Source organism: Bradyrhizobium sp. CCGB20, assembly GCF_024199855.1.
In the GTDB taxonomy this organism is placed as follows: domain Bacteria; phylum Pseudomonadota; class Alphaproteobacteria; order Rhizobiales; family Xanthobacteraceae; genus Bradyrhizobium.
The window spans coordinates 5342844-5356113 of the sequence record NZ_JANADN010000001.1; the positions used below are offsets into that span (position 1 = coordinate 5342844).

Annotated in this window: 10 protein-coding genes; 9 read left to right on the forward strand and 1 reads right to left on the reverse strand. The window is 66.9% G+C overall.

The window, feature by feature from the left end; translation table 11 throughout:
- The first annotated feature begins 36 nt into the window (after window positions 1–36).
- The 4 genes from NLM15_RS24815 to NLM15_RS24830 all read left to right on the forward strand — a co-directional run bounded on the left by NLM15_RS24815 (window position 37) and on the right by NLM15_RS24830 (window position 5569).
- Window positions 37–411 (forward strand): hypothetical protein, encoded by a 375-nt coding sequence (locus NLM15_RS24815; RefSeq protein ID WP_254120067.1) that lies wholly within the window; start codon window positions 37–39, stop codon window positions 409–411.
- 132 nt (window positions 412–543) lie between these two features.
- Window positions 544–942, forward strand: a complete 399-nt coding sequence (locus NLM15_RS24820) for a FixH family protein (RefSeq protein ID WP_254120068.1) — start codon at window positions 544–546, stop codon at window positions 940–942.
- A complete protein-coding gene (locus NLM15_RS24825; protein WP_254120069.1) occupies window positions 939–2381 on the forward strand; it encodes an efflux RND transporter periplasmic adaptor subunit in 1443 nt (480 codons plus the stop codon). Before NLM15_RS24820 ends, NLM15_RS24825 begins: the two co-directional genes overlap by 4 nt.
- Entirely contained in the window at window positions 2378–5569 is a 3192-nt protein-coding gene (locus tag NLM15_RS24830; RefSeq protein ID WP_254120070.1) for an efflux RND transporter permease subunit, read from the forward strand. The genes NLM15_RS24825 and NLM15_RS24830 overlap by 4 nt, the downstream gene beginning before the upstream one ends.
- A 28-nt stretch (window positions 5570–5597) precedes the next feature.
- On the opposite strand, the gene NLM15_RS24835 is transcribed toward NLM15_RS24830, so the two are convergent.
- Window positions 5598–6227 (reverse strand): cation transporter, encoded by a 630-nt coding sequence (locus NLM15_RS24835; protein ID WP_254120071.1) that lies wholly within the window; start codon window positions 6225–6227, stop codon window positions 5598–5600.
- Between the two features lie 150 nt (window positions 6228–6377).
- On the opposite strand from NLM15_RS24835, the gene NLM15_RS24840 reads away from it, so the two are divergent.
- Genes NLM15_RS24840 through NLM15_RS24860 form a run of 5 tightly spaced genes read left to right on the forward strand, consistent with a single transcriptional unit; the run spans window position 6378 to window position 13241 of the window.
- Window positions 6378–6743 (forward strand): hypothetical protein, encoded by a 366-nt coding sequence (locus NLM15_RS24840; RefSeq protein WP_254120072.1) that lies wholly within the window; start codon window positions 6378–6380, stop codon window positions 6741–6743.
- A gap of 55 nt (window positions 6744–6798) precedes the next feature.
- A complete protein-coding gene (gene ihpA / locus NLM15_RS24845; protein ID WP_254120073.1) occupies window positions 6799–8073 on the forward strand; it encodes a divalent metal ion exporter subunit IhpA in 1275 nt (424 codons plus the stop codon).
- Entirely contained in the window at window positions 8070–9047 is a 978-nt protein-coding gene (ihpB, locus tag NLM15_RS24850; protein ID WP_254120074.1) for a divalent metal ion exporter adaptor subunit IhpB, read from the forward strand. Before ihpA ends, ihpB begins: the two co-directional genes overlap by 4 nt.
- Window positions 9040–12258 carry an efflux RND transporter permease subunit gene (locus tag NLM15_RS24855; protein ID WP_254120075.1) on the forward strand — a complete coding sequence of 1073 codons (3219 nt, stop codon included), beginning with the start codon at window positions 9040–9042 and terminating at the stop codon, window positions 12256–12258. Before ihpB ends, NLM15_RS24855 begins: the two co-directional genes overlap by 8 nt.
- Window positions 12259–12260: 2 nt before the next feature.
- A complete protein-coding gene (locus NLM15_RS24860; protein ID WP_254120076.1) occupies window positions 12261–13241 on the forward strand; it encodes a cation diffusion facilitator family transporter in 981 nt (326 codons plus the stop codon).
- Window positions 13242–13270: the final 29 nt, after the last annotated feature.

Consider the following 13270-nt stretch of genomic DNA (forward strand, 5'->3'; position numbering starts at 1 on the left):
GTTTGCGGGTTCCGCGATGCCGTGCGACAATGGCGTATGCTGCTGAGACGGTTCGCCAACGCTGTGGTGATGCTGCTGGTTGCGGCCGGGCTCCTGCTCGCGCCGCTGGCCACGGCGGCGTCTGCCATGCCGGTAGCGAGTGCCGGCAGCGTCGTGCCGGCCATGTCAGACGACATGCAGGCGATGTCCGAAGACATGCCCTGCTGTCCGGACCAGACCAAGAGCAAGACCTGCGATTCCTGTCCGTTCATCGCGCTGTGCATGCTGAGCCTGTCGCTCCCTGCTCCGTCCGGGGCGAACTCGGTGATCGAGCGGCAGCCGCAGCGAAGCGCGCTCGCGCCGAACAATGACCGCCTGCGCGACGGGCTCGCGGCCAAGCCTCCCGACCATCCCCCTCGAAGCCAGGTCTGATCGGCGCTGACGCGCCTGATGATCGTGCGCGCCGCATCGGCGTGCGCGCCATTGCCTGCCGCCTCGCTGCACCCCGGCTTGCCGGGAGCGACGCGGGCGATTCCATCAGACCTTATCGAGGAACTAAAAATCATGACGACTACCAACCTCACGCGCGCCGCCATGGCCGCGTTGATCGGTGCTGCGCTCACGGGTGCCGCCCATGCCGAGATCAGAAACTACGAGTTCCAGCTCGTTCAGCCGACCGTCAAGGCCGGCGCCGATCGCATCGTGACCGTACGGCTGGTCGACAAGACCAGCGGCAAGGCGATACCCAACGCGGTGATCTTTGCCAGCCGGCTCGACATGGCCCCTGACGGCATGCAGGAGATGGTCACCAAGGTCACGCCGATGCCGGGCACCGAGCCCGGGACCTACCGCTTCAAGGCCAATTTCAGCATGGCCGGGCGCTGGCAGCTCTCGCTCGGCGCCAAGGTGCAGGGCGAGACCGGCACGGTCGAGAACAAGCTCGTCGTCACGGCCGACAAATGACCCGCCTCGCCCCCATCGGCACTGCCGCTGCGATCCTTGCAGCGGCAGGAGCCGCGCTGTTCGCTGGCCACGACCTACGACCGCAGTCAGCCTCGAGCTTCCTCGCATCCGCCGCACCTGCGGCGGATGCAGGCTCGGCGATCTATTTCAGGGATCCCGATGGCAAGCCCCTCTACTCGCTGATGCCGAAGAAAACTTCCGACGGTCGCGACTATCGCCCCGTGCGGGCGAGCGAGGATGTCAGCTTCGACGACCCCGACCCGTCACCCGAACCGATGACGGCCGACACGAAGGGTGATCGCAAGGTCAAGTATTACCGCAACCCGATGGGCCTGCCTGACACCTCGCCGGTGCCGAAGAAGGACTCGATGGGGATGGATTACATCGCCGTCTACGAGGGCGAGGACAGCGACGACGGTTCGATAAAGCTGTCGCCCGGCAAGATCCAGCGCAGCGGCGTCAAATCCGAGCCGGTCGAGCTGCGCCGGATCAGGACGCTGGTGCGCGCGCCCGGCACGATACAGCTCGACGAACGCCGCGTTTCGGTGGTTGCGATGCGCGCCGAGAGCTTTGTGCAGAAGGTCGCCGACGTCACCACCGGCAGCCGCGTGACCAAAGGGCAGCCCCTGATGGAGATCTACAGCTCCGCGGTCTCGTCCGCGGCGGCCGAATATCTCGCGACGATCACGTCGAGGACGACGGCAGGCATCGAGCCCTATGGCCGCGGCTCCCGGCAGCGCCTCGTCAATCTCGACGTCCCCGAAACGGTCATCTCCGAGATGGAAAAGAGCCACTCGGCGCCGACCACCATCCAATGGTCGTCGCCGCGCGACGGCATCGTCCTCCAGCGCAACGCGATCGAGGGCATGCGCGCGCAGCCCGGCGACGTGCTGTTCCGCATCGCCGACATCTCGCAAGTGTGGGCGACCGTCGATGTCGCCGAGCGCGATCTCGGCACTGTCGCTGTCGGCCAGCCCGTGACGGTGCGGGCCCGCAGCTATCCCGGCCGGGACTTCAAGGGCCGGATCAGCGTGATCTATCCGCAGGTGAACAAGGAGACACGCACGGCGCGGATGCGGGTCGAGCTGGAAAATGCCGATCTCGCGCTGCTTCCCGATATGTATGTCGATGCCGGGATCGACACCGGCACGCCGTCGCCGGTGCTCAGTGTCGCCGAGAGCGCGGTGCTCGACACCGGCAGCCGGCAGGCCGTGCTGGTCGACAGGGGCCAGGGCCGCTTCGAGCCGCGCGAGGTCAAGCTCGGGCGACACGGCGACGGCTATGTCGAGATCCGCGACGGCCTCGCCGAGGGCGACACGGTCGTCACGTCGGCCAACTTCCTGATCGACGCCGAGAGCAATCTGAAAGCGGCGCTCAAGGGCTTTGCCGAGGGCGGCAACGCTACCGACGGCGACAAGGCGATGGGAGCCAGGCCATGATCGCACGCCTCATCGCATGGTCGGCACGCAACCTGCTGCTGGTGCTGTTCGGCACCGGCTTTGCGGCGGCCGCGGGCTTCTATGCGCTGCTCCATCTGCCGCTGGACGCCATCCCCGATCTCTCCGACACCCAGGTCATCGTCTACACCGAATATCCCGGACAGGCGCCGCAGGTGATCGAGGATCAGGTCACCTATCCCCTCACCACCGCGATGCTGACGGTGCCGAAATCGAAGGTGGTGCGCGGCTTCTCCTTTTTCGGCGTCTCCTTCGTCTACGTCATATTCGAGGACGGCACCGACATCTACTGGGCCCGCTCGCGGGTGCTGGAATTCCTCAACGGCGCGGCCTCGCGGCTGCCCGCGGGCGTCTCGCCGACGATCGGCCCCGACGCCACCGGCGTCGGCTGGGTCTACCAATATGCCGTGATGTCGAAGGCGCTGAATCTCGCGGAGACCCGGACGATCCAGGACTGGAACCTGAAATTCGCGCTGGCCAAGGCGGAAGGCGTGGCCGAAGTCGCCGGCGTCGGCGGCTTCGTCAAGCAGTACAACGTCATCCTCGACCCGCAGCGCATGCGCGACCTCGGCATCACCATGCAGAAGATGCGCGAGGCGATCCGCGCCAGCAATGCCGATGTCGGCGGCCGCACCGTCGAGCTCTCCGAGTTCGAATATGTCATCCGCGGCAAAGGTTATCTCAAGAGCATCGACGATATCGGCAACATCGTGCTGAAGACCGACAGCGGCACGCCGGTCAAGCTGCGCGACGTCGCCCGCGTCGAGCTCGGCCCCGACGAGCGGCGCGGCATCGCCGAGCTCAACGGCGAGGGCGAGGTGGCGAGCGGCATCGTGCTCCAGCGCTTCGGCATGAACGCGCTCGACGTGATCGAGAACGTCAAGAAGCGGTTCAGGGAGATCGCGACCAGCCTGCCGAAATCGGTCGAGATCGTCCCGGTCTACGACCGCTCGAACCTGATCTACGCGGCGATCGACACGCTGAAGCACACGCTGGTCGAGGAGAGCATCGTCGTCGCCCTCGTCTGTATCGTGTTCCTGCTGCATGTCCGCAGCGCGCTGGTCGCGATCCTGATGCTTCCCGTCGGCGTGCTGATGGCCTTCGGCGCCATGAAGCTGCTCGGGATCGGCTCCAACATCATGAGTCTCGGCGGCATCGCGATCGCGATCGGCGCCATGATCGACGCCGCGATCGTCATGATCGAGAACGCGCACAAGCATCTCGAACGTGCCCAGCCCGGCCGTTCGCGGGTGGAAATCCTGATCGACGCCGCGGCCGAGGTCGGCCCTGCCCTGTTCTTCAGCCTCCTCATCATCACCGTGTCGTTCATGCCGATCTTCACGCTGGAATCGCAGGAGGGACGGCTGTTCAGCCCGCTCGCCTTCACCAAGACCTTTGCGATGGCGGCGGCAGCGCTGTTGTCGGTCACGCTGGTGCCCGCGCTGATGGTGATCTTTGTGCGCGGCAAGATCATCCCGGAGCACAAGAATCCGATCAACCGCTTCCTGATCTGGATCTATCGCCCGGTGATCTCAGGCGTTCTGCGCGCCAAAGTCCCGGTGATCCTCCTCGCGCTTGGCGTGCTCGCCGTCTCGATCTGGCCGGCGCGGCAGCTCGGCACCGAGTTCATGCCAAACCTCAACGAAGGCACCCTGCTCTACATGCCGACGACGCTGCCCGGCATTTCCGTGACCAGGGCCGCCGAGCTGATGCAGACCCAGGACCGCATCATCCGTTCGTTCCCGGAGGTCGCCTCGGTCTACGGCAAGGCCGGCCGCGCGGCGACCGCAACCGACCCGGCGCCATCGGAGATGTTCGAGACCATCGTCAACCTGAAGCCCAAGGCCGAGTGGCGCGCAGGCGTGACCGTCGACAGCCTGATCGCCGAGATGGACAAGGCGCTGCAGTTTCCCGGCGTCTCCAACGCCTGGACCATGCCGATCAAGGCGCGCATCGACATGCTCTCGACCGGCATTCGGACCCCCGTCGGCGTCAAGGTCATCGGCACCGATCTCGCCGGCATCGACAAGCTGGCAAGGCAGGTCGAGCAGGTGCTCAAGGCGGTCCCCGGCACCTCCTCGGCCTATGCCGAGCGCAGCCTCGGCGGCTACTACCTCGAGATCACACCGAACCGCGAGGCGTTGGCGCGCTATGGCATCATGGTGCAGGACGTGCAGGACACGATCGCGACCGCGCTCGGCGGCCAGACCGTGACGACGACGGTGGAGGGACGCCAGCGCTTCACCGTCAACATGCGCTATCCGCGCGACTTGCGCGACAATCCGAAGGCGATCAGCAGCGACATCCTGGTGCCGATGCCGTCGGGCGGCGCCGTTCCCCTCGGCGAGGTCGCCAGCGTGACGCCAGCGCGCGGGCCGACCTCGATCCGGACCGAGAACGGGCAGCTCGCGACCTACATCTATGTCGACATCCGCGACCGCGATCTCGGCGGCTACGTTTCAGAAGCGCAGCGCGCGGTGCAGGCGAGCGTCCAGTTTCCATCAGGCTATTACGTGGTCTGGAGCGGGCAGTACGAATATCTCGAACGCGCCACCGCGCGGCTCAAGATCGTGGTGCCGGTGACGCTGCTGATCATCTTCCTGCTGCTCTACCTCAACTTCCGCTCGGTCACCGAGACCATGATCGTCATGCTCTCGTTGCCCTTCGCTTTGGTCGGCGGCCTCTGGCTGATGTGGTGGCTCGGCTTCAACCTGTCGGTCGCCGTCGCCGTCGGCTTCATTGCGCTGGCGGGCGTGGCGGCCGAGACCGGCGTGGTGATGCTGATCTATCTCAACCATGCACTGGCGGAGACCAGAGCGCGCTGCGAGCTGGCGGGCCGCCCGCTGACACGCGAGGACCTCTATGCGGCCATCATGGAAGGCGCCGTCGAGCGCGTCCGCCCGAAGATGATGACGGTGGTCGCGATCATGGCCGGCCTGCTCCCGATCATGTGGAGCACCGGCACGGGCGCGGAGATCATGCAGCGTATCGCGGTGCCCATGATCGGCGGCATGATCTCCTCGACCCTGCTGACGCTGATCGTGATCCCCGCGATCTTCGGGATCGCGAAGGGGATTGGGCTGGCCTCGGGTCACGACAACGAACGAACGTCGCCGGTACGGGACGAGCGGATCGCGGAGCCCAAGCGCATTGCGGAGACCGCGGCATGAGGAGGCATGGCAAGCCCGCGCTCTCGCGTCAGGCAGGACGGGCCTTCAGTTCGATCGTCGATTGTTGCACCACCACGGAGGCGCCTTGGAGCGCGAGCCCGGCCATGATGGCAGCCACGATCACGTCGGGCCATCCCGTGCCGGTGCCGAACACGCCGAGGGCGGCCAGCAGCACGGCAATGTTGCCGAGCACGTCGTTACGGGTGCAGATCCAGGCGGAGCGCATGTTGGCGTCGCCCTTGCGATGGGCCCACAACAACCCGAACGAGGCCGCGTTGGCGGCAAGGGCTGCCACGCCGACCGCCCCCATCGTGAATGCGCTCGGCAGTGTGCCGTGCGCAGCGTGCCAGACCACCGTGCCGACGACCCATAGGCCGAAGGCGCCCATCGTCAGCCCCTTTGCGAGCGCCGCAGAGGCGCGATAGCGTAGTGCCATCCCGACCACGAGGAGGCTGATGGCATAATTCGCGGCGTCGCCGAGGAAATCGAGCGCGTCCGCCTGGAGCGACGCTGATCCGGCCGCGAGGCCCGCGCCAATTTCAGCGAGGAACATGACGGCGTTGATGGCGAGCACAGCCCATAGCACGCGGCGATACGCCTTGTTGTCACGATGGCGATCGAGATTGAGCGGCGGAGGTGAGCAGCATGCGTCGGCCATGCCATCAAAGATAGGGCGATTGCGCGTCCAGGACAATCGCGGGGGCCGACTTGCCCGCGACATCAAGTTCCCCACACGTAACATTGTAGCGGGTCGACACTGTTCCCGTTGCCGTGCTAGGCCAGCGCGACCGACAACGAGAGCGAATTCGTGTTCCTGAGCTGCCAGCCTGCCCTGCTTCGCCGCCTGCGCCATTGGCGCGGACTGCTGGCTGTGCTCGTTGCAGTGACCTACCTGTTCGCGGGCGCCGCACACGGTTTGTGCGACATCGATGTCACCAGCCCCTCCGGCGGTTCGGAGATCGCCGCGATTGTCGACGAGGGCTCGGCTGGCCATGGCGATCATAAGGCCCTCGCCGGCCATCACTGTCATGGCTGCTTCTCGGTCGCGATCGCGCAGCCACAGCACTCCGCAGCCGCGGTCGGCGTCATTGCCGCACCGGTCCAGCAGCGGCAGCCGACGCTGGTCGGCATCGCACCCGACACGACGTCCCCGCCTCCCAAACCTGTTGCCTGAACGGATTGGTCGGGCGCCCCGCGCCCATTAGGTTCATCCTTCACAGGTCGGTTTCATGTTTCGCAGGGGAATGGCCGCGCGCCTGGCGTGCGCGGCAGCGTGTCTCATTGCCGGATTGGCGGCTGCGCCGTCTCACGCCCAGACTTTGACGATGCGGAGCGCGCTGTCGCGCGCGCTGGCCGCCAGCCCGCGGCTCACCGCAGCGGAGCGCGACGTCGGCATCGCCACGGGCCAGCGCATCCAGGCGGGCTCGCTGCTCAATCCGGAACTGTCCTATGAGCAGGACAATTCGTTCGGGTCGGGCATCTACCGCGGCACCAGATCGGCCGAGACCACGCTCCAGATCAGCCAGGCCTTCGAGCTGTTCGGCAAGCGCGATGCGCGGATCGCCGCAGGCGCCGCCGGCATCGAGGTGGCCGCGATTCAGCGCAAGGCCGTCAGGCTGGAAGTGCTGTCGGAGACCGCGATCGCCTTCCTCAGCGTGCTCGGCGCGCAGCGGCGCATCCAGATCCTCGACGAGCAGATCGCCGCGATCGACCGGCTGACGCCTCTCCTGCGCCGCCGCGTCGAGGCCGGCGCCTCCTCGCCGGCCGAAACCGGCCGCGCCGAGGTCGCCTCGGCGCTGGTGAAGGCCGACCGCGAACGCTTCAAGGCGACGCTGGCGAGCGCTCGCCGCGAGCTTGCGGTGCTGATGGGGGATCCCACGGCCAAATTCGGAGAGGTCTCCGGCCGGCTCGACACGACGGGACGGACGCCCACGTTCCAGTCGGTCGTTGCCGCCATCGATGCCAATCTGCAGCTGGTGCGCTGGACCGCCGTCTACGCCCAGCGCAATGCCGAGCTGCTGATCGCACGGCTGAGGCCCTACCCCGACGTGCGGATCGCCGCCGGCTGGCGCCATTTCAACGAAACCAATGACGACGCGGTGCGCCTCACCGTCTCGGTGCCGATCCCCGTGTTCGACCAGAACCAGGGCAACATCCTCTCGGCCCAGGAGGGCCTCGCCAAGACCAGGGCCGAGCGCGAGGCCAACCGCAACACGCTGATCGTGGTCGCCGGCCGCGCCTACGACTCGCTCCAGGGCTCGCTGCGCGAGCTCGCGGTGCTGCGCGAGACCGCGATCCCGAAAGCCACGGAAGCGTCGGAAGCGATCGCGCAGGGCTACGGCCAGGGCCGCTTCACTTTGCTGGAAGTGCTCGATGCCCAGGCAAGCGTCACCCAGGCGCGGCTCCGCGAGCAGGAAGCGCTGCAAAACTTCCATGTCGGCGTCGCGACCATCGAAGGCCTCGTCGGCAATCCCTTTGCGCTGGCCCGGGAGAGCGCCCGATGAAGACATCCTCCACCATTCTCATCGCGATCGTTGCCGCCGCGCTCGGCGCTTACGGCTATTCCCTGCTCGCGCCGGCCAGGGTCGCGCCCGCCGACCATGCCGAGCACTCCGAACAGAAGAAGCCGAACGACCATGTCGAGCAGGACGAGCACGGCGCCGACCGCATCCGCATCTCCGACGTCAAGCTGGCGGCTGCCGGCGTGGTGCTGGCGGAGGCCGGAAGCGCGACGCTGACCGATACGCTGTCTTTCAACGGCATCCTGCGCGCCAATCAGGAAGCCGTCGTGCAGGTGACGCCGCGCTTTCCGGGGCTCGCCAAATCGATCCAGAAGCGCATCGGCGACAAGGTCGGCAAGGACGATCTGCTCGCCGCGATCGAGAGTAACCAGAGCCTCACCGTCTACGAGCTCAAGGCGCCGATTGCCGGCACCATCATCGAACGGCAGATCTCGCTCGGCGAATACGCCTCCGAGCAGAAGCCGGCCTTCGTGGTCGCCGACCTCTCCACCATCTGGGTCGACCTCTCGATCTACCGGCAGGATCTGCGGCGCGTTCGCCTCAACGACGAGGTGCTGATCGACCCCGACGACGGCCGCGGCGAGATCAAGGGCACGATCTCCTACATGGCGCCGATCGGCAGCAGCGAGACCCAGACCGCGCTGGCGCGCGTGGTGCTGCCCAATCCGGACGGGCGTCTGCGTCCCGGCCTGTTCGTCACGGCGCGCCTGATCCTCGCCGCGCGCAACGTCGCGGTCGCCGTGCGCCGCAGCGCGATCCAGACGCTGGAGAACAGGACCATCGTGTTCGTCCGCGAGGACGGCGACAAGATCGAGGCGCGTCCCGTGGAAACAGGCGATTCCGATCCGCGCCATGTCGAGATCAAGGCGGGCCTTTCGGCCGGTGAGCATTACGTCGCGGAGAACAGCTTCGTCGTGAAGGCGGAGATGGGCAAGGGCGAGGCCGAGCATGATTGAGCGCATCATCGCCGTCTCGCTGCAACAGCGCTGGCTGGTTCTCCTGCTCGCGCTCGGCGCCATCGCGTTCGGCGCCTGGAATTTCCAGCGGCTTCCGATCGACGCCGTCCCTGATATCACCAACGTCCAGGTCCAGATCAACACCCGCGCGCCCGGCTACTCGCCGCTCGAAACCGAGCAGCGCATCACCTTCCCCGTCGAGACCGCGATGGGCGGCCTGCCGAAGCTCGACTACACCCGCTCGCTGTCACGCTACGGCCTCAGCCAGGTGACGGTCGTGTTCAAGGACGGCACCGACATCTATTTTGCCCGCCAGCTCGTGGGCGAGCGCATCCAGCAGGTGAAGGACCAGCTCCCGGCGGGCGTCGAGGTCGCGATGGGGCCGGTCTCGACCGGGCTCGGCGAAATCTTCATGTACACCGTCGAGGCGAAAGCCGGCGCCAAGACGCAAGGCGGCCACGACTATTCGCTGACCGATTTGCGCACCGTGCAGGACTGGATCATCAAGCCGCAGCTTCGCAACGTGCCCGGCGTGGTTGAGATCAACACCATCGGCGGCTTCGAGCGGCAGTTCCACGTGCTGCCGGACCCCGGCAAGCTGATGGCCTACCGGCTCGGCTTTCGCGACGTCATGACGGCTCTCGCCGCCAACAACGCCAATGTCGGCGCCGGCTATATCGAGCGCAACGGCGAGCAATATCTGGTCCGCTCCCCGGGGCAGGTCGGCAGCACCAGCGAAATCCAGGACATCGTCATCGGCTCGCGCGGCGGCAATCCCGTCAGGATCAGGGATGTCGCCACCGTCACCGAAGGCCGCGACCTGCGCACGGGAGCGGCGACCCGCGACGGCGAGGAAACCGTGCTCGGCACCGCGATGCTGCTGATCGGCGAGAACAGCCGCACGGTGGCGCGCCGCGTCGCAGCCCGTCTCGAGGACATCGCCAAATCGCTGCCCGAGGGCGTCGTGACGCGAACCGTCTACGACCGCACCCATCTGGTCGAAGCGACCATCCGCACGGTCCAGAACAACCTCATTGAAGGCGCGGCGCTGGTCGTCGCCGTACTGTTCCTGATCCTCGGAAACATCCGCGCCGCGCTGGTGGTGGCCTGCGTCATTCCCCTGTCCATGGCCATGACGATCACCGGCATGGTCGAGACCAGGGTCAGCGCGAACCTGATGAGCCTGGGCGCGATCGACTTCGGCATCATCGTCGACGGCGCCGTGATCATCGTCGAGAACTGCCTGCGCATGCTGGCCGAGGCCCAGCGCCGGAAGGGCGGCCTGCTCTCCACCCCCGAACGGCTGCGCGCGATCCTGCGCGGGTCGCGCGAGGTCATCAAGCCGAGCCTGTTCGGAACGCTGATCATCGCGGTGGTCTATTTGCCCGTGCTGACGCTGACCGGCGTCGAGGGCAAGATGTTCACGCCGATGGCATTGACCGTGCTGATGGCGCTGGGCGCCGCGGTGCTGTTCTCCATCACCTTCGTGCCGGCGGCGGTCGCCATCTTCGTCACCGGCAAGGTGTCCGAGCACGAAAACCTGTTCATGCGGTTGGCAAAGCGCATCTATCTTCCCCTGCTCCGCCTTGCGATCGACAACCGCGTCGCGGTCACCATCATGGCCGCCGTCATCGTGGTCGCAAGCGGCCTTGCCGCCGCGCGCATGGGGGGCGAGTTCATTCCGAGCCTGGACGAAGGCGACGTCGCGCTGGCCTCGATCCGGATTCCCGGCACCAGCCTCACGCAGTCCCTGGATCTTCAAAAGGCGCTGGAACACCGCATCAAGCAGATTCCAGAGGTGAAGGAATTCTTCACCCGCATCGGCACCGCCGAGATCGCGACCGACCCGATGTCGCCGGCGCAGACCGACGGCTACATCATGCTGAAGCCGCGCGCCGAATGGCCCGACCCCGACAAGCCGAAATCGGAGGTGATCGAGGCCATCGACAAGGCCGCCGACGACATTCCCGGCAGCGCCTATGAAATCTCCCAGCCGATCCAGTTCCGTGTCAACGAGCTGATCTCCGGCGTGCGCAGCGACGTCGGCATCAAGGTCTTCGGCGACGACCTCGACATCCTCCAGGGTGCCGCCAAGCAGGTCGAAGCTGCGATCCGCGGCATCCGCGGCGCCAGCGACGTCAAGATCGAGCAGGTCTCGGGCCTGCCGATCCTCACCGTCCGCCTCGATCGCCAGGCGCTCGCCCGCTACGGCCTCAGCATCAGTGAGGTGCAGGGCATCGTCGAGATCGCGGTCGGCGGTAAGTCAGCCGGCAAGCTGTTCGAGGGCGACCGCCGGTTCGATATCGTCGTGCGCCTGCCGGAACATCTGCGCGGCAATCTCGAGGCCATCCGGGCCATCCCGATCCCGCTGCCGCCGAGCGAGGAAGCAGCATCCGGCGCCGCCATTCGAACGGCGCTGGCCGCCTCGCCCCTCGCCCAGATGCGCTACGTGCCGCTGTCGTCGGTCGCAACCGTCGATGCGACGCCCGGCCCGAACCAGATCAGCCGCGAGAACGGCAAGCGGCGCATCGTCGTCACCGCCAACGTCCGAGCGCGCGACCTCGGCTCCTTCGTCACCGAGGCCGAGGCGGCCGTCGCCGAGAAGGTCAAGCTGCCGCCGGGCTACTGGATCGGCTGGGGCGGGCAGTTCGAGCAGCTGGTCTCCGCGACCAAGCGGCTGACGATCGTGGTGCCGGTGGCGTTGCTGCTGGTGTTCCTGCTGCTGTTCATGGGCATGGGATCGGCGGCGGATGCGGCGCTGGTGTTCTCCGGCGTGCCGCTGGCATTGACCGGCGGTGTCGCGGCACTGCTGCTGCGCGGTATTCCATTATCCATCAGCGCCGGGGTTGGCTTCATCGCGCTGTCGGGCGTGGCCGTGCTCAACGGGCTCGTCATCATCGCCTTCATCGAACGGCTGCGCAGCGAGGGGCACCCCGTTGCCGACGCGGTGCGCGAGGGCGCGCTGACCCGGCTGCGGCCGGTGCTGATGACCGCGCTGGTGGCGTCCCTCGGCTTCGTGCCGATGGCGCTCGCCACCGGCGCCGGCGCCGACGTGCAGCGGCCGCTGGCGACCGTGGTGATCGGCGGCATCATCTCCTCGACCGTGCTGACGCTGCTGGTGCTGCCGGCGCTCTATGCGCTGTTCCGTCGTGACGCGGCAAGCGAAACGCCTACAATGGCGCCTGATTTGGCGGCGTCCGGGGAGCGCTAGAGTTGGGCAGCCACGACCATCACGGTCATCACCACCATGATCATGGCGACCACGCGCATGATCATGGTCACAGCCACGCTCATGGTCATGGCCACGCACATGTCCATGCGCCCGCCAGTTTCGGCAAGGCGTTCGCGATCGGCATTTCGCTCAACACCGCGCTGGTCGTGGCCGAGGCGGTCTACGGCTATATCGGCAACTCCACCGCCCTGCTCGCGGATGCCGGCCATAATCTGTCCGACGTGCTCGGCCTCGTCGTGGCCTGGGGCGCATCGATCGCGGCGCGGCGCGCGCCGAGCGGCCGCTTCACCTATGGCTTTCGCGCCTCCACCATCCTGGCGGCGCTGGCGAACGCAGTGTTCCTGCTGGTCGCGACCGGCGCGATCGGATGGGAAGCGATCCTGCGCCTGCGCGAGCCGGAGCCGGTCGCGGGCGTCACCGTGATGGTGGTCGCCGGCATCGGCATCCTCATCAACGGTTTCACCGCCATGCTGTTCGCAAGCGGGCGCAAGGACGACATCAACATCGAAGGCGCCTACCTGCACATGGCGGCCGACGCCGCGGTCTCGCTCGGCGTCGTGGTCTCGGCGGCCCTGATCATCTGGACCGGCTGGCTCTGGCTCGACCCCGTCACCAGCCTCGTCATCTGTGCCACCATCCTCTGGAGCACCACCAGCCTGCTGCGCGGCTCCGTCGACATGTCGATGGCGGCCGCGCCCAAGGGCACCGACCTCGCCGCGATCAAGGCATTTTTGCTGGCGCGTCCCGGCGTGTCAGGGATCCACGATCTCCACGTCTGGCCGATCTCGACCACCGAGACGGCGCTGACCTGCCACCTCGTGATGCCCGCGGGCACCGCCGACGCATTCCTGATGGAGACGGCGGAGCTGCTGAAGATCTCCTTCCGCATCGGCCACACCACGCTTCAGGTCGAGACGCATCCCGACAATGGCTGCGCGCTGGCGCCGGACGATGTGGTTTAGGATTCACAGGCCCACCCACAGCGTCATTG

Bases quoted from the DNA above. Each gene is read 5' to 3' on its own strand.
- NLM15_RS24820 (WP_254120068.1), top strand. From the start codon at position 544: ATGACGACTACCAACCTCACGCGCGCCGCCATGGCCGCGTTGATCGGT.
- NLM15_RS24830 (WP_254120070.1), top strand. From the start codon at position 2,378: ATGATCGCACGCCTCATCGCATGGTCGGCACGCAACCTGCTGCTGGTG.
- NLM15_RS24815 (WP_254120067.1), top strand. From the start codon at position 37: ATGCTGCTGAGACGGTTCGCCAACGCTGTGGTGATGCTGCTGGTTGCG.
- NLM15_RS24855 (WP_254120075.1), top strand. From the start codon at position 9,040: ATGATTGAGCGCATCATCGCCGTCTCGCTGCAACAGCGCTGGCTGGTT.
- ihpB (WP_254120074.1), top strand. From the start codon at position 8,070: ATGAAGACATCCTCCACCATTCTCATCGCGATCGTTGCCGCCGCGCTC.
- ihpA (WP_254120073.1), top strand. From the start codon at position 6,799: ATGTTTCGCAGGGGAATGGCCGCGCGCCTGGCGTGCGCGGCAGCGTGT.
- NLM15_RS24825 (WP_254120069.1), top strand. From the start codon at position 939: ATGACCCGCCTCGCCCCCATCGGCACTGCCGCTGCGATCCTTGCAGCG.
- NLM15_RS24835 (WP_254120071.1), bottom strand. From the start codon at position 6,227: ATGGCCGACGCATGCTGCTCACCTCCGCCGCTCAATCTCGATCGCCAT.